This window comes from Rhodococcus sp. NPDC057529, assembly GCF_042802055.1.
GTDB lineage: Bacteria > Actinomycetota > Actinomycetes > Mycobacteriales > Mycobacteriaceae > Rhodococcus_F.
Genome location: NZ_JBHVEY010000011.1, coordinates 170,313 through 185,609, shown reverse-complemented (window position 1 = coordinate 185,609; position 15,297 = coordinate 170,313). Strand labels below are relative to the sequence as shown.

Genomic DNA, 15,297 nt, shown 5'->3' with positions numbered 1-15,297 from the left:
ACCCCGACCCGCACTGATTCAAGGACATGTGATGACTGCACACACCGACACGTTGGCTCGCACCACCTCGCACTGGCGGCCGTTCGCCGACATGAGCGCACCGACCCCGCCGCTGGTCATCGCCAGCGGCGACGGCGCCTGGGTCACCGACACCACCGGCACCCGCTACCTCGATGCCACCGCCGCCCTGTGGTTCTGCCAGATCGGCTACGGGCGCCGCGAAGTCGCCGACGCCATCCACGCCCAGGCCCTGCGGATGCACGCGTACCACACCTTCGGGGACTACTCGAACGGACCGGCGATCGAACTGGCCGAACGGCTCTCCGCGCTCGCCCCCGGCGGAGACTGGAAAGTCTTCTACACCAGCGGCGGCTCCGACTCCGTCGACACCGCAGTCAAATACGTCCGACGCTACTGGCGGGTCGCCGGCGAACTCGGCCGCACCATCGTCCTGTCCCGCGGCGACTCCTACCACGGCATGCACGTCGGCGGCACCCAGATCGGCGGCATCGACGGCATGCGCCTGGGCTACGGGGAACTGCTCGCCGATACCGACCGCGTCGACCGCGACGACCCCGCCGCCCTCGAAGCGGCCATCCTCCGCCACGGCCCCGGCCGGGTCGCCGCGTTCCTGTGCGAACCGATCATCGGCGCCGGCGGTGTCCACTTCCCCGCCCCCGGCTACCTGACCGCCGTCCGCGAGATCTGCCGCCGCCACGGGGTGCTGTTCATCGCCGACGAGGTCGTCACCGCGTTCGGCCGCACCGGGCACTGGTTCGCCAGCGAACGCTTCGGGATCGACCCGGACCTGATCCTGTGCGCCAAGGGCATCAACAGCGGCTACATTCCCCTCGGCGCGGTCCTGGTCAACGACCGTGTCGCCGCACCGTTCTGGTCCGGCGAGACCGGGGCGATGTTCAAGCACGGCTACACCTACAGCGGACACGCCACCGCCGTCGCCGCAGCCCTGGCCAACCTGGACTACCTCGCCGATCACGACCTGCTCACCGCAGCCAGTCGCATCGAGGGCGCCCTGCCCGCCCTGCTGGGTTCGCTCACCGATCTGCCGGTCGTCGAGTCGGTTCGCACCGGCCCCGGTGCACTGGCCGCGGTCCAGCTCGACCGCGAGCGTTTGGCCGCCGACCCCACGCTGGCCGGGCGGGCCGTCCACGCCGTGCGAGAGGCCGGGGCCCTCACCCGTGCAATGTCCTGCGGCGCCCTGCAGATCTCCCCCACCCTCACCATCGCCGCCGACGAACTCGGCCTGCTGGCCGACACACTGGCGCGCGGACTCCGCACGCTCGGCTGACCCACACACCCACAGCACGAAAGCTAGGACACACACCATGAACGGTTTTCCCGTCACACCCCGGGTATCGGTGGGCGATGTCGTCGGCCAGGTCGACTCCACGCAGGTGCCCCGGTTCGCGGCACCCGGCACCTTCGCGCTGCTGCCGCGACCGGACGAGGTCAGCAACATCGACGTGGCGGTGGTAGGTGTGCCGTTCGACGCCGGGGTCAGCTACCGTCCCGGTGCCCGGTTCGGCCCCGCCCACATCCGGGCATCGTCACGGCTGCTGCGCCCGTTCAACCCGGAGGCCGACGCGTGGCCGTTCCTCGGCCAGCAGGTCGTCGACGTCGGCGACATCGCCGCCAACCCGTACGAGCTGACCACGGCCATCGACATGATCGAGGCGGGCGCACGCGGTGTCCTCGAGCGTTCCTCCAAGCTTCTCGTGCTCGGCGGGGACCACACGATCGCGCTTCCCGTGCTGCGGGCCATGCACGCCAAGCACGGACCGATCGCGGTGCTGCACTTCGACGCACACCTCGACACCTGGAACACCTACTTCGGGGCGCCCTACGTGCACGGCTCGCCGTTCCGCCGTGCCTCCGAGGAAGGGTTGCTCGACCTCGAAGCGTGCCTGCACGTCGGGATCCGCGGCGGCCTCTACGGTCCCTCGGACATGGACGACGACCGGGCGCTCGGATTCGCCCCCATCCGCTGCGACGAAATCGAATCCATCGGCGTCGCCGGCACCATCGAACGCATGCACGCCCGGCTCGGAGACCGGCCGGTGTACGTCTCCGTCGACATCGACGTACTCGACCCTGCCTTCGCACCCGGCACCGGCACACCCGAATCCGGTGGCCTCACCTCCCGGGAACTGCTGATGATGCTGCGCGCGACCTCGACCCTGAACGTGGTCGGCGCCGACATCGTCGAAGTCGCCCCCGCCTACGATCACGCCGAAATCACCGGCATCGCCGCCGCCCACGTCGGATACGAACTGCTCTCCGCGTGGGCACCGCCGTTGCCCGACGGCCGAACTGGATTCAGCACCCGATAACGGTCACCAAGATCCCGAGATGAAAACACGCGACGGCGACGGGACGGGGACACTAACTCCCGCCGCCCTCACGTGCGAACCGAATCCCCCGGGAGTAGATCTCCCCCATCCGCGCAAATCGATCCCGCCACAGGCAGAGGCCACTGACGATCTGATGAACCCTCGCGACACCTCGCCGCCGACGCGGATGCACCCGTGCGTGGTCGCCGTGTCCCCGGCCGCGGGTTTCGCTGAAGATCTGCGCACTGTGGGGGTGGACGTGACCGCCCGTCACCGAGCGATCGTAGATGAAGGCGCCCGCTCGGCGAGTCTTCTGGCCGTGGACGCGACCGCACCCGACCTCACCCCCATCAGCGTCATGAAGCTTCGACTGTCCGGGTTCTGCGGCGGCCTCGTCGTCCTCGTACCCTCCACCGAACCGGACGGTGGCGTATCGATGCTCAACGCGGGTGCCGATCACGTGATCGGCTTCGACACCCACCCCGAGCAATTGCGAGCGCGCCTGGCAGCGTTGCAAAGACGAATCGAATCGACCTGGCAGCCACCGCACCCCTCGCCACCCAGTGGCATAAGCCCGCACCACCTGCAAGCCACCCCCTGGAATGTCTCCGACATCGCTCTGACTGCGAGAGAACTCGGCGTCCTCGCAGTCCTGACCCGCAACCGTGATCGTGTCGTCACCCGACACCAGTTGCTTCGCGAAGTGTGGGGATTCCCGCCGGAGGCGAAGACCAACGTCCTCACAATGTGCGTCAGCTCCATTCGCCGAAAACTTCGATCCTCAGAAGCGCCCTGCATCGTGCGCACCATTCGCGGAACCGGCTACATCCTTCATTCCTGATGACACCGAGTTCCACAACGACAGCACCGCGGAACGCGGTGCCCACCAGACCAGGACGGCCACTACAACCCCGAAACACAAGGTACCCATGCCCGACACCGCAATGCGCGCCCCCACCGCAGGCAGCACCAACCCACCCGAAGCCGGCGACAACAGCTGGCGCAGTCGCGGTGCCTGCAGCTTCTACGGACCCGCCCTCTTCTTCGGGAGGGATCACGAACGCGCGGGTGATCGCATCCGCCGAGAACAGCACGCAAAATCGATCTGCGGCACATGTCCAGTGCTCGTACCTTGCCTCGAGTTCGCGCTGAACGCCGGCGAAGGATTCGGCATCTGGGGCGGCACCACGGAGCGAGAACGCAGGTCCGCCTATTCGCAGCGAGAACGATTTGCGTGATGGACGCCACCGACCACGCATCCGCCACGACAGGCGGATCGGATAAAGCGGCGACGGCAGGGATCACTGACCGGCGCGTGCTCGGTGAGCGGCTCGGAAATCATTCGTCATCGATGCGTAGCGACCGCCTGCCAACACAATGAGAGCTTATCCGAAGATCGCTCGGATAAGATTGTGTGACGATGCACAGTTTGCGCTGCGCTAAAGCTGCGGGGTTAGAACCCCGGCACAGCTGTTGTGAGTGTCGGTTACCGTGTGTCAGCACACCCGGGCGCGTACTGTCACGCTCCGCTGCCAGAGCATGATCCGAAGAGAAGCGAAGAGATGCCGCCGACTGCACGCCCGAGACGCCGCAAGCGACTGTTAGATCTCGACGCCATCATCGAGGCTGCGCTGGCACTCGTCGATGAGCAGGGTCGCCTGACAATGTCCGAATTGGCCGCACGTCTGGGCACGAGTGCTTCGTCGATCTATCACCATGTAAACGGTCGCACCGAGATCATCGAATTGATTCGGGACCGAATCTCACAACATTTGGACGCCGATTTTCCGGACCAGGGCACCTGGGAGCAGAAGCTGACTCACTGGGTCCGCGCACTCCATGGAAGCCTCATCAGCCATCCTCAACTGGTGCCGTTGCTCAATGCGCAGTCCGTGACGTCGCTATCCGTTCTGCGGGGATACGATCGCGTGGCGGAGACCCTCCGTGATGCCGGTTTCCCGGCTGCAGAGCGGATGTTGTGGATCAGCGTGCTCGATGAGCTTGCGATCGGGTCCGCCCTGGATCGCCTCGCTCCCGATGAAGTGTGGCAGACCAGTGATGGCCAGACACCTGCGCTCGATGAGGCGCTCGCGAGCGCCCCGTGCGGGGTGGCGCGTGTGGACGCAGCATTCGAACTCGGGCTCGAGGCAGTCATAGTCGGCATGCGGGCTCGGCTCGCCTCCACCTCACCACGGGCGACATAGCGTCCGGCCGCTACCGCCGAATGAGACCGCACAGCCCCCCGATGCGACGCCTCCGTACGGTCCGCCGTCAACTCAGGCCGTACTCTCGAATCCGCGCATACAAGGTCGAGCGGCTGATTCCCAGCTGTGCTGCCGCATGGACCTTGTTCCCCCGGGACAGCTTCATCGCCGCTTCGATCGCATCACGTTCGGCACGTTTGAGCGGCGGCAACGTCTTCATGCGGCCGGGTGTGCGGAACTGTTCGGGAAGATCGCGCACGGTGACATCACCGGTGGACCGATTGCCGACGACTTCGCGGAGAACTCGGACAAGTTCTGACAGGTTGCCGGGCCAAGAGTGCCCTGCCAGCGCCTCGACTGCGGACAGGGTGACGCGCACACCTGGTGCCCTGAGCTCGTCGCCCACGATCCGTGAGACCAGGACGCCGAGTTCAGGGACTCGGTCACGGAGCGGCGGAATCTGCACCTGAGCCGCGCACAGGCTCGCGAGGTATGATACCTCGGATGCCGATTCCGCCTCCCCTGCGCAGGTGAGGACAAGTCGATAGGGACGGTCCGAGCGAAGCGCACGGGCAAGGTGTGCGATGAGCGTTTTCGGAAGTAGTTCGATACTTTCCACAACGATCACTGTGTCCGTTGTCGCGCACGCCCGATCGAGTTGATCAAGCCAGGCTCTTTCCCCGGTGCGGACGACCTCGGTCGCATCCAGGAAGTTGGCAGAGTTGCCGGGGGCCACTTGAGCTGCGGCCCAGGATCGGCCACTTCCGGGCTCGCCCTGGATACAAATATGACCATCTGTTCGGGCGGCGGCCGCAATGTCGCGGTCAAGTCTCGAAGTAGGTTTCCGACGCGAAATTCCGCGGGGTATGACGGTCGTGGTGTCGGTGGAGTGGCGCACCTGGAACACCGTGGCCGGAGGATCACCCATATCCGTGATCTTCACTCGCGCAGCAGATCCCGACATGAGTTCGAGCTCGATAGTACCCGAGTATCCGGGCCGCTCGAGCGCGATTCCGCGCAGGGTGACGTAGTCCTCGGGTGCGAGGATATCGACCGATCGTCGATTGTTGAGAATGATGTCGTCGCTGATCATTACGACCGCATCGGTTGATTGCCTACGCAGCGAGTTGAACGCCGCGAAGACGGCCATCACGTTGACATCATAGGTCTCGAGCAATTGATTGCGAATGTCCTGGACTGCGCGGTCGATGACAGATTTCATCAGTGCCGGGCTCGATTCCGCCGATGCCATCACATCGATTACGCCCTCCACGCGATTCGTGGTCGGACTGATAATCGGGGATCCGTAGCACGAGTACCCTCGCATACTCGCGAGATAGTGTTCGTCCTGGTGGACGAACACGCTGGCCCTCGTCTCGTAGGGGGTGGCGATGGCATTTGTGCCGGAATGCACCTCAGAGAACTGCACACCGGCGACAGCTCCGAGACGATCAACTTCGCGCGCAAGCGATTTCGTGCCGAACCGCCCCGCCACCAGCACTGCCGACCTATCCGCGAGCAGCGCACCGACCTCGAAGCCTTCGAATTGCCTGCCCAGATCCCGAAGGACCGGGGCGGCCGCTTGCATGAGTCGGCTTGTGGCATCCACATCGCAAATCGCGGCGTCGAGCGCCTGGTCCTGGCTGAGCCCTGCCAACGAGGACCGATGCCAGGACGCTGCGATCTCGGGTCGGAGGTCCCGTCCGTGACGGCCACATTCGGTTTCCGAGATTTCAGAAGACCACCGGGCGTTCGTTGGTCGCGGCGTATCGGCCATTACTCTCCTCGACGGGATGGGCAGTGCCGGGAGTTCCGCGGCTGCCGCCAAATGGGCCCTCGGCGTGCCGGGCCCGGAAAGCGTGAGTCTTCAGGCTACCTGCGGCACCGTCCGCGCGGACACTGTTGCAACGCAATCGACACCTGCAGGTACGGGGTCCGTGGTGTGTCCAAACTTCACACAGATAGCCGTGTGCGTGACCTGAATCATAGAGCGAACCGAGAGACGCATGTCGCGTCATCACGTTCTGGAGGTAGGGCTCAGACATGACCGCTCAAATGGGTGTCACGGACACCGTCGTCGGGGAAGATCTGCACGCACACCAGTTCCGGATGCTGATCGACGGCGAGTTGGTGACCGGAGCGTCGGACCACGACGTCATCAATCCTGCAACCGAAGACACGATTGGATCGAGCCCGGTCGCCGGTACCGATCAGGTGGTCCTTGCAGTCAGTGCCGCAAAGCGTGCATTCGCACACTGGAGTCGTACGCCCGTCGAGGACCGAGCGGCCGCGCTGCAAGTGCTTGCCGATGCGGTGGAATCGCGTGCAGACGAGTTCGCCCGAATTATCACCCTCGAGCAAGGCAAACCGCTCGCCCTGGCTCGCGGCGACGTCGATTCGGCGGTCGCGTTCACCCGCTACTTCGCCGGGCTGCGGCCCGAACCCGAGGTTGTGCGCGACGACGAGACCGCACGGATCGAGATCCATCGCAAGCCCCTCGGTATCGTCGCAGCGATCCTTCCGTGGAACTTTCCCTTCTTTCAGGCGATGTACAAGATCGCTCCAGCGCTGCTGATGGGGAACACGCTGGTCGTGAAGCCTGCGCCCACGACGCCGCTCAACACAATGCTGCTCGGTGAAATGGTCGAGGAGATCCTCCCTCCGGGTGTCCTCAACATCGTCGGTGACGACGGTGCGGTCGGACCCGTCCTCACCTCTCATCCCGACATCGCGAAGGTCTCCTTCACCGGTTCGACCGCGGTCGGCAAGGCGGTGATGCGCTCGGGTGCCGATACCCTCAAGCGGATCACCCTCGAGCTCGGTGGCAATGACGCCGCAGTCGTCCTCGACGACGCCGACGTCGAAAAAGTTGCGGACGGACTCTACAACTGGGCGTACTTCAATGCGGGGCAGGTATGCATCAACATCAAACGGATTTTTGCTCCGGACTCGCTTTACGATGCACTGTGCAATGCGCTCGCCGAACGGGTCCGCGCCACAAAGGTCGGTAACGGCCTTGACCCCGACACCCAGATGGGACCGCTCCAAAACGCCAAGCAGTTCGAAGCGGCCAAAGCCTACCTCCGGACCGCGAAGGAGACCGGCCGCATCCTCGCCGGCGGCAACATCCTCGATGGGCCCGGCTACTTCGTCGAGCCCACACTGGTCGCCGACATCGAGGACGACAATCCCCTCATCGCGGAGGAAACGTTCGGTCCGGTCCGGACGATCCTCCGCTACCACACGCTCGACGAAGTCATCGCACGGGTTAACGACACCCACTACGGGCTCGGGAATTCAGTGTGGAGCTCCGATACCTCGCGAGCTGCGGAAGTCGCGAACCGTCTCGAAAGCGGCACGACCTGGGTCAATCAGCACTTCGCGTTGTCGCCCGACGTGCCGTTCGGCGGACGTAAGCAGTCAGGTCTCGGCGTCGAGTTCGGTGTCGACGGCCTCCATGCGTTCAGCGACACCCACGTAATCAACATCTCGAAGGTCTAGCACGTGCCCGGGAGCGTAGCGCCGCGACGCTCCCGGGCACGCCGAGCGGGACTGACCCGAGGTCTCGGCAGCGCCACTGCCTCACTATCGCGCAACAGTCCACCGGCCAGGTAAAGTGTGTCCGGCTCAATTACTCGAGAGGCGTTCGAGCCCTCCCCCCGCTGTTGTGCCGATCTCAACAGAGTTCACCAGAATCGGCGATCTCCTGAGAACGAATCCCGATACCGTCACCCATCGAGCATCACGGTGCCGATGTCCGACAGCGACCTCCTCTACCACGGAAATTCTTCTTCCCACTTCGCTTGTCAGACGGGCCCGACTCGTAATGCACCGGGTTCGAGCCGAGTCAGACAAGTCATGAAAGGAATTGTTATGTCGGACAATCCGCCGCCGATTGGCGTGCAGCCCCCGTCACCATCCGGCACTGACTACAGCCAACACCTCAGCCGTGGTTTGAGCTTGTTCCACAATGTTGCGCTGGGGTTCGGCGCCGTCAGCCCGGTGATCGGGTTGTATTCGACGGCGGCAGTCGGATTGGCACTCGCCGGCGCGTCCTGGTTGTGGGTTCTTCCGATCGCTCTGGCCGGCAACTGTCTGTTGTTGTACCTCTACAGCGAACTGGCCCGGCAGTTCCCCATCGCCGGCGGGGCGTATCAGTGGACGCGCCGATTGATCGGACCCCGCTACGCCTGGTTTGCGGGATGGTTCGCGATCTGCGGCCTGATGGCATCGTTGACGACTCTCGCCTACCTGGGCTCACCGTGGATACTGTCGCTGCTCTCGATCGAGGCGACGCCATTGCGGCTGGTCGCAACCGCGGTGATCTTCAACATCGTGTGTGCGTTGGCCAATCTCGGTGGTGTGAACTTCCTCAAGAGAATGCTCAACTTCGGTGTCGGTGCCGAGTTCGCAGCATCGTTACTCGTTGGTATCGCACTCTTGTTGTGGTTCCGAAATCGCCCGATTTCCTCTCTGTGGGATTTCAGTACGTACAGTCAGCTGGGCTTCGGAAGCGTGTCGGTGTCCCTCGCCCTGCTCGCGGTAGCCGGCTGGGCGTTCATCGGCTTCGATGCGTGCATCGCCGGCGCCGAAGAGACCAAGAACTCGTCCCGCAACGTTCCACGCGCACTGTGGTATTCGATGCTCAGCGTCGGTGGCCTGGTGTTTCTCAATGCACTGTCGATTGCGCTCGCGCATCCTGACCTGTCCCATGTTGCCAGCGGCGAGGATCTCGATCCTGTCACCACCAGCGTCGTTGCGAACTTCGGGGCATGGTCGGACAAGCCTTTCGTCGCCACCGTTGTCATCGCGTTCATCGCATGCGGGCTCGCCGCGAACACACAGGTGTCTCGCCTGATCTGGTCCATTTCACGTGACGGGGTCCTGCCCGGCTCGACGTTTCTCAGACGTGTTCACGGGAACCGGCGGGTACCGTCGTATGCCATCCTGGTCACCGGCATCCTTGCTTGCGCCGGTCTCGTTCTTGCTCTCAATGATCGCGCGATTGGAACCCTCGTCGCGTACGGAACGGGCGGCATGTATCTCACGTTTTCGTTGATCGCGATCGCTGGTCTGGTAGGTCGGTTGTCCGGGCGCTGGAAGCCGCAGGGTTCACCTCGCCGCCGTCGGGTGGGGCTGATCGTGAACGTGTCCGCAGTGGCCTGGCTGGTGTTCGAAACCACAAACATCGTGTGGCCGCGCCCTGCGCTGAACCCCCCTGACGCGCAGTGGTACCAGCTGTGGGCAGCGCCGCTGGTCTCAGCCGGTGTATTCGTGATCGGGTGGGCATACTTCATCGTCGCCAGACCGGCAGCAAAGCTGATATCAGTGCTGCCGTCGGCGGACGATCAGGGGTTCACAGTGGGCGATCCCGACGCACCGGACACCGTAGTTTCGCTCGGAACCGATTCACCAGCTTCCGAATACGACCCGGAGGTCGGTACCGATCGGAGGTCGGTGGCCTCGGCGCGGGAGTAGGCACCGGGCACCGCAAGCTCCGCTCACACCGAAAGGCGCTGGTCCCACCACCATGGGATCGGCGCCTTTCTAGGTGGGAGGGATGTGGTGGCCGAACCGAACCTGCTGTTCGACATGCTCCTACGCGGGGATGTGGCTTGGCGCGCCGAAATTCCGCCTCCGCTCCGCTATCGCACCGACGGTGTCAGACGGTCGATGGTCGTGCAGCAGCTCTCCAGGAGATCGTGATCGTGACTGATCAGGAGGATGCCGAGGCCGGGGTCGGTGGCGACCTCGAGGATCAGTCGGATGATGGCCGCTGTCGTTCCCGGGTCAAACATCGCTGTTGCCTCGTCACAAATGAGATAGCGGGGGCGCTGAGCGAGTGCACGTGCGATGCAGGCACGCTGCAGTTGACCTTCGCTGACTTCATCCGGTCGCCTGGTCAACAGGTCGGGGGTCAGCCCCACCCGTTCGGCCAACGCGATGATCTCGGTTTCGTTTGTGCGGTGCCCGGCAATTACCCGTGGTTGGTTGATTATGGTCGACAGAGTCATCCGCGGGTCCGTTGCTGCACGGGGAGATTGGAACAGCATGGCGACAGCCCCACGCACCGGAGGGGGAGCGGAGAACGGGCGTCCTCGCAGCGGGTGATCGTCGATGGACACGGTGCCGGACCAAGGCCGGTGCAAGTCGGCCAGCACACGCGCCAGTGTGCTCTTGCCACATCCCGACGCGCCTGTCAGTCCTACGATCTCCGCACGGGGCAGGGTCAGTGACACACCGTCGACGACGGTGTGTCCGGTCTCATAGCCGGCAGTGATGTTGGTTGCGATCAGGGGCATCGTTCAGTGTTCCTTGCGTGTACGGAAGGCCCGGTTTCCGATCGTGACCATGTGTGTGGGACCCCCGGAGTGCTCGGTGTAGGGGCGACGTAGGTGATAGACACATTCGGGGGGCAGATTCGTCAGCGTCGGTGGTGTTCCGGGGATCGGATGTAGTCCTCGGGCGGGCAGTGCGTTGAGGAGATCGGCGGTGTAATCGTGCAGAGGGTCGGCGAGAATGTCTGGTGTTGGGCCGGTTTCCATGATCCGTGAGGCGTACATAATGGCGAGGGTGTCGGTCACTGGGGTGCGCTCAAGGGCGGCGAGGTCATGGGTGATCAGCAGCACAGCGGCACCGGTGTCGGCAAGGTCACGTAGCAGCGCGAAGGTGTGGTCGGTGAGTTCGCGGTCGAGGTGGGCGGTAGGTTCGTCGGCGATGATGACGGCAGGATCCCCGGCGATGGCCGCCGCGATGGCGACCCGTTGTGCCATGCCGCCGGAGAGCTCGTGCGGATACCGGTCGAGCGCGGACGGTGCCAAGTCGACGCGTGCGGCGAGGTCGTTGCAGCTGTGGACTCCGCCGAGGCTGTCGATCGTTTCCTGCAGTTGGGAGCGGGCGGTGCGCACCGGGGTGAGCGAGGTGAGCGGGGACTGCGGGATCAGCGCTGCCACTCGGCCGCGAAACCCCAGCCTCGTACCGCTGCCGGGGAGGACCTCGATGGTCGTGTCCGCAGCTTTGATCGTGATCGACCCGGCGACGTGAGCGTCGTCCGGGAGCATTCCCATGATGGCGGCGGCGAGAATAGATTTGCCACAACCGGATTCGCCGACCAGTGCGGTCACTGTGCCGGCGGCGACGGTCAAGCTGACGTCGCTGGCGGCGTGCACGATCGCGTTGTCGGCGACAGGCAGACGGACGGTGAGATGCTCGACGCTCAGTGTGTCGGTCATCGAATCGCCACCGTGGGTTTTGGGACGATGTGCCGGCGCAGCGCCGACCCGGCGACCGCGACCGTGATGGTGGTGACCACGAGGATGCCTGCCGGGAATACCAGCGTCCACCATCCCCCGAGCAGCAGGGAACTGCGCGCCTCTTCGAGGAGGGTGCCCACGCTGGGAGTGTGCGGCGGCAATCCGAACCCGAGAAACGAGAGCGTCGATTCGTGCCACACCGCGTGCGGTAGCAAAAGCACGACCGCGATGAGTGCCTGCGGCGCGGTGGCCGGCACGAGGTGGTGGATGATGATGTGCCGGCGGGAGGCGCCGGCAAGGATCGCGGCATCGATGTAGGGGCGGCTGCGTAGACTCAGAATTTCTGAGCGGATGATCCGGGCCACCTGTGTCCAGTGGGTCAGCGCGACGGACAGCACGACCGCAAGGCCGCTGCCGCGGAACATGGCGACGATCACTATGCCCAGCAGCAGGTGCGGCAGGGCGTTGACCGCGTCGGTCGAGCGCATCACGATCCGGTCGATCCAGCCGCCCGTGAGCCCAGAGACAGTGCCGATGACCACTCCTATGACGGTAGCCAGAGCAGCGCAGGCCGCCGCGATCAGCAGCGAGGTGCGAATCGCCTTGGCGATCCGCACGAACAGGTCCCGCCCGGAGGCGTCGGTGCCGAACAGATGCGCCGTCGACGGCGCAGTCCTGGCCTGCGCGAAGTCGGTGATCCGGTCGTCCACCCCGGCGAGCGCGGGAACCGCGAGGGCGTAGAGCGCGAGGGCGCCGAGCACGATCAGCGCGATCACCAACCGCCGCTTATCCATCGGTGCTCACCCGCGGATCCAGGAGTGCATACGCTATGTCGGCGAGGAGGTTTCCGAGCATCACCGCCAGTACGGTGCCGATGGTCAGCAGCGCCAGCAGTGCCATGTCGAGGTTGCGTGCGGACTCGACCAGCGCCCCGGCGATGCCCGGCCAGGAGAAAACCTCTTCGACGAGTACGGCGCCGACGATGATTTCGGGCAGCCGGACGCCGATGATGGTCACGAACGGGGCCAGCGAGGTCGGCAGGATATGGCGGCGGGTGATGGTGTGGATATCGATGCCACGGGCGCAGGCGCCAGCAACGAAATCTTCCCTGCGAGTCCTCGCTATCGATTCGCGGACCGCCAGCAGTAACCACGGCATCTGCGAGACCGCGAGCACCGTCGCGGGCAGGGCGAGGTGCCGGACCACCTGCCCGACCGTGGGATCGGATCCGCCGTCAGTTAGGCCCGCGACCGGGAACCATCCTGCCCCGAGGGCGAGGATCGCGATCGCCGCCAACGCCAGCACGAACGGGGGCAGGCCCTGCACCACGATGCACACCGTCGAAATGAGTTTGTCGATCACGCTGCCGCGGTGCATTCCCGCCCACACCCCTAACAGCAGCGAGACGGCGACAGCAACCAACAGCGCGACACCGACCAGCAGCAGTGTCCAGGGCATGCGTTCAGCGATCACCTGTGCCACCGGCTGGTGAAACGACCGGGAGATCCCCAGATCGCCGGTGAGCATCCCGTGCACCCAGTTTCCATAGGTCTGGTACCAGGGCTGCGTGAACCCGAGTTGGTCGGCAATGGCGGCTTTGTCCGCCTCGTTGGTGCTCATATATCGGGTGCCGAGGTAGCTGACCAGCGGATCGAACGGGGACAGTGCCGCCGCGGCGAATACCGCGGCAGATACCACCGTCAGGATCGGAACGACAAACAGAAGCCGGCGCTCGACCATCCGGGCGATGCCACGGCGCCGGGCTCTGGGCCGGTCCTCGACTACAGACGCCGATACGTCGGCCCGAAAATCGAGGGCGGTCATGATCGGCGCGTCCACGACTGCAGCGACCACCACGGCCCCCAGGTCACCCCGTGTGAATGCGGCTCGAGTACCGGACCGGACATGGCCCACCCGCTGTCGCGGGCCACGTAGGTGTGGTCGAGGAAGACCAGGAACACATACCCGGGATCGGCGACGTAGGCGGCCTGCATGTCTTGGTAGTCCCGATCGCGGGCCTGCGGGGCTAGGTTGCGGCGCCCGCTGTCGAGTGCCGCGTCGACGGCCGGGTTCGAGTAGTCGCTCGCGTTGTCATAGATGCTGCCCACCCCGGGGGCGATGAAGCGCGAATCGAGCGTGTCGTAGGCCTGGGTGTCCGGGTCGTACGGTTCGTCGCCGCCACCGAGGAGGGTGGCATCGGAATTGATACGCGGGTCGATGCGATCCCACGATAGCGCCTCAAGGTCGACCTCCACCCCAACCGCCAAAGCGTCGGAGGCGAAGGCCTGCGCCAGATCCCGGCGGACCGTGTCCATCGAGTTGTACATGATGGTGAATTGCGCGCGTTGCCCGTCGCGGGACCGGATGCCGTCCGCGCCCGCGGTCCACCTCGCGTCGTCGAGGATCTGCTCCGCCTGGTTCGGGGCGTACGGGAACCTCGCCTCCGGGTTGTAGGTGGCGCCGTAGACCTCGGGAATTGGTGTCGCGGCCGGGCGCCCGCGCCCGCCGAGGATGTGGTCGATCATCGACTGCCGGTTGGCCGCCAGATTCAACGCCATCCGGATCGACTTGTCCCCGGCGACCGGGTTTCCGGTCGGTAGCGACACTCCCCGCCAGTCCGCCGAGGGGTGGGCGGTCACCGTCAACCCGTGCTTCCCGTCGAAGGTATTCGCCAGCAGGGGCGGCAGATTCGTGCCGTCGATCTCCCCGGACGCCATTCTCTGGGCGCGGGTGTTGTCATCCGGCACATAGATCAAGGTCAGCTTCTTCACCTCAGGGGCACCGTCCCAGTAGTCTTCGTTTGCTTCGAACACGGCGCGGTCGGGGCTCAGATGCACCAACCGATACGGTCCGGTGCCGATCGGATCGGTGTTCAGGGTGGACTCGGCCGCTAATCCCGGAGTCGCGACCGCCTCGGACGGCACCACCCCGATCAGCAGCTTCGTCAGAAACGGGGTGTACGGGTAGGCGAGGCGGAACTGCACGGTCGAATCATTTACCGCAACCACCTCGTCGATCATCTCAAACGACGACTTCGCCTCCGACGCCGACATCGGATCGAGAATCGCTCGGTAGGTGGCCACAACGTCCTCTGCACCGAAACTCGACCCGTCGCTGAACCTCACCCCGTCCCGCAGCGTCGCGGTCCACACCGTCGCATCCGCATTCGGCGTCGGGACCTGGGTGGCCAGTGCGGGTCCGAAACCGGGAATCCCATTCCCGCCGGTCACGCGGACCAGCCCGTCATACATTTTCGCCTCACCGGCGGGTCCGTACCCAGCGATCGGGTTGTAGCCGCCCAGTTCGTAGCCATCGGCAAGAACAAGTTCGTCGCCGCGCGCGGACGCGGTCGCAGAGCAGCCAGCCGCAACGACTGTGGCCAACACCGCCGCCAGGGCATATACGGGATGGAGCGACTTTTTCATCTTGGGTCTGCTTTCGTGCAGCGCTTCGGGGCGGTCCGGCCGCGAACGGCATGGTTCAGATGTG

At 64.9% G+C, this 15,297-nt stretch carries 14 protein-coding genes; 8 read left to right on the top strand and 6 right to left on the bottom strand.

Features of this window, described 5'->3' with window-relative positions; genetic code table 11:
- Positions 1-31 precede the first annotated feature (31 nt).
- From ACFU5V_RS22800 to ACFU5V_RS22775, 6 genes are all read left to right on the top strand, one after another.
- The gene (locus ACFU5V_RS22800) at positions 32-1,309 is read left to right on the top strand and encodes an aspartate aminotransferase family protein (protein WP_378702085.1); all 1,278 of its coding nucleotides are present in this window, start codon (positions 32-34) and stop codon (positions 1,307-1,309) included.
- 37 nt (positions 1,310-1,346) lie between these two features.
- Positions 1,347-2,351, top strand: a complete 1,005-nt coding sequence (speB, locus tag ACFU5V_RS22795) for an agmatinase (RefSeq protein ID WP_378702083.1) — start codon at positions 1,347-1,349, stop codon at positions 2,349-2,351.
- 319 nt (positions 2,352-2,670) lie between these two features.
- Positions 2,671-3,192, top strand: a complete 522-nt coding sequence (locus tag ACFU5V_RS22790; RefSeq protein ID WP_378702081.1) for a winged-helix domain-containing protein — start codon at positions 2,671-2,673, stop codon at positions 3,190-3,192.
- An 88-nt stretch (positions 3,193-3,280) separates the two neighbouring features.
- Positions 3,281-3,589: a WhiB family transcriptional regulator gene (locus ACFU5V_RS22785; protein WP_378702079.1), complete on the top strand. Its 309-nt coding sequence runs from the start codon at positions 3,281-3,283 to the stop codon at positions 3,587-3,589.
- The gene (locus ACFU5V_RS22780) at positions 3,589-3,732 is read left to right on the top strand and encodes a hypothetical protein (protein ID WP_378702077.1); all 144 of its coding nucleotides are present in this window, start codon (positions 3,589-3,591) and stop codon (positions 3,730-3,732) included. Before ACFU5V_RS22785 ends, ACFU5V_RS22780 begins: the two co-directional genes overlap by 1 nt.
- A gap of 181 nt (positions 3,733-3,913) precedes the next feature.
- Entirely contained in the window at positions 3,914-4,555 is a 642-nt protein-coding gene (locus ACFU5V_RS22775; RefSeq protein ID WP_378702075.1) for a TetR/AcrR family transcriptional regulator, read from the top strand.
- 67 nt (positions 4,556-4,622) lie between these two features.
- Here the strand turns inward: ACFU5V_RS22775 and ACFU5V_RS22770 are convergent, their stop codons facing one another.
- Positions 4,623-6,332: a sigma-54-dependent Fis family transcriptional regulator gene (locus tag ACFU5V_RS22770; RefSeq protein ID WP_378702073.1), complete on the bottom strand. Its 1,710-nt coding sequence runs from the start codon at positions 6,330-6,332 to the stop codon at positions 4,623-4,625.
- Positions 6,333-6,598: 266 nt separating this feature from the next.
- Here ACFU5V_RS22770 and ACFU5V_RS22765 point away from each other — a divergent pair, with 266 nt between their 5' ends.
- A complete protein-coding gene (locus ACFU5V_RS22765; protein WP_378702071.1) occupies positions 6,599-8,056 on the top strand; it encodes an aldehyde dehydrogenase family protein in 1,458 nt (485 codons plus the stop codon).
- A gap of 252 nt (positions 8,057-8,308) precedes the next feature.
- Positions 8,309-10,033, top strand: a complete 1,725-nt coding sequence (locus ACFU5V_RS22760; RefSeq protein WP_378702069.1) for an APC family permease — start codon at positions 8,309-8,311, stop codon at positions 10,031-10,033.
- A gap of 167 nt (positions 10,034-10,200) precedes the next feature.
- Here ACFU5V_RS22760 and ACFU5V_RS22755 read toward each other — a convergent pair whose 3' ends face one another.
- Genes ACFU5V_RS22755 through ACFU5V_RS22735 form a run of 5 tightly spaced genes read right to left on the bottom strand, consistent with a single transcriptional unit; the run spans position 10,201 to position 15,233 of the window.
- Positions 10,201-10,857 (bottom strand): ABC transporter ATP-binding protein, encoded by a 657-nt coding sequence (locus ACFU5V_RS22755; RefSeq protein WP_378702067.1) that lies wholly within the window; start codon positions 10,855-10,857, stop codon positions 10,201-10,203.
- A gap of 3 nt (positions 10,858-10,860) precedes the next feature.
- Positions 10,861-11,787: an ABC transporter ATP-binding protein gene (locus ACFU5V_RS22750; protein ID WP_378702065.1), complete on the bottom strand. Its 927-nt coding sequence runs from the start codon at positions 11,785-11,787 to the stop codon at positions 10,861-10,863.
- Positions 11,784-12,602, bottom strand: a complete 819-nt coding sequence (locus tag ACFU5V_RS22745; RefSeq protein ID WP_378702063.1) for an ABC transporter permease — start codon at positions 12,600-12,602, stop codon at positions 11,784-11,786. Before ACFU5V_RS22745 ends, ACFU5V_RS22750 begins: the two co-directional genes overlap by 4 nt.
- Entirely contained in the window at positions 12,595-13,632 is a 1,038-nt protein-coding gene (locus tag ACFU5V_RS22740) for an ABC transporter permease (protein WP_378702319.1), read from the bottom strand. The genes ACFU5V_RS22745 and ACFU5V_RS22740 overlap by 8 nt, the downstream gene beginning before the upstream one ends.
- The gene (locus ACFU5V_RS22735; protein WP_378702061.1) at positions 13,629-15,233 is read right to left on the bottom strand and encodes an ABC transporter substrate-binding protein; all 1,605 of its coding nucleotides are present in this window, start codon (positions 15,231-15,233) and stop codon (positions 13,629-13,631) included. Before ACFU5V_RS22735 ends, ACFU5V_RS22740 begins: the two co-directional genes overlap by 4 nt.
- Positions 15,234-15,297: the final 64 nt, after the last annotated feature.

What these genes read in the sequence shown, in the direction of transcription:
- ACFU5V_RS22735 (WP_378702061.1), bottom strand. Translation starts at nt 15,233, where the DNA reads ATGAAAAAGTCGCTCCATCCCGTATATGCCCTGGCGGCGGTGTTGGCC.
- ACFU5V_RS22760 (WP_378702069.1), top strand. Translation starts at nt 8,309, where the DNA reads ATGTCCGACAGCGACCTCCTCTACCACGGAAATTCTTCTTCCCACTTC.
- ACFU5V_RS22750 (WP_378702065.1), bottom strand. Translation starts at nt 11,787, where the DNA reads ATGACCGACACACTGAGCGTCGAGCATCTCACCGTCCGTCTGCCTGTC.
- speB (WP_378702083.1), top strand. Translation starts at nt 1,347, where the DNA reads ATGAACGGTTTTCCCGTCACACCCCGGGTATCGGTGGGCGATGTCGTC.
- ACFU5V_RS22800 (WP_378702085.1), top strand. Translation starts at nt 32, where the DNA reads ATGACTGCACACACCGACACGTTGGCTCGCACCACCTCGCACTGGCGG.
- ACFU5V_RS22765 (WP_378702071.1), top strand. Translation starts at nt 6,599, where the DNA reads ATGACCGCTCAAATGGGTGTCACGGACACCGTCGTCGGGGAAGATCTG.
- ACFU5V_RS22785 (WP_378702079.1), top strand. Translation starts at nt 3,281, where the DNA reads ATGCCCGACACCGCAATGCGCGCCCCCACCGCAGGCAGCACCAACCCA.
- ACFU5V_RS22775 (WP_378702075.1), top strand. Translation starts at nt 3,914, where the DNA reads ATGCCGCCGACTGCACGCCCGAGACGCCGCAAGCGACTGTTAGATCTC.
- ACFU5V_RS22755 (WP_378702067.1), bottom strand. Translation starts at nt 10,857, where the DNA reads ATGCCCCTGATCGCAACCAACATCACTGCCGGCTATGAGACCGGACAC.
- ACFU5V_RS22780 (WP_378702077.1), top strand. Translation starts at nt 3,589, where the DNA reads ATGGACGCCACCGACCACGCATCCGCCACGACAGGCGGATCGGATAAA.
- ACFU5V_RS22770 (WP_378702073.1), bottom strand. Translation starts at nt 6,332, where the DNA reads ATGGCCGATACGCCGCGACCAACGAACGCCCGGTGGTCTTCTGAAATC.
- ACFU5V_RS22740 (WP_378702319.1), bottom strand. Translation starts at nt 13,632, where the DNA reads ATGACCGCCCTCGATTTTCGGGCCGACGTATCGGCGTCTGTAGTCGAG.
- ACFU5V_RS22745 (WP_378702063.1), bottom strand. Translation starts at nt 12,602, where the DNA reads ATGGATAAGCGGCGGTTGGTGATCGCGCTGATCGTGCTCGGCGCCCTC.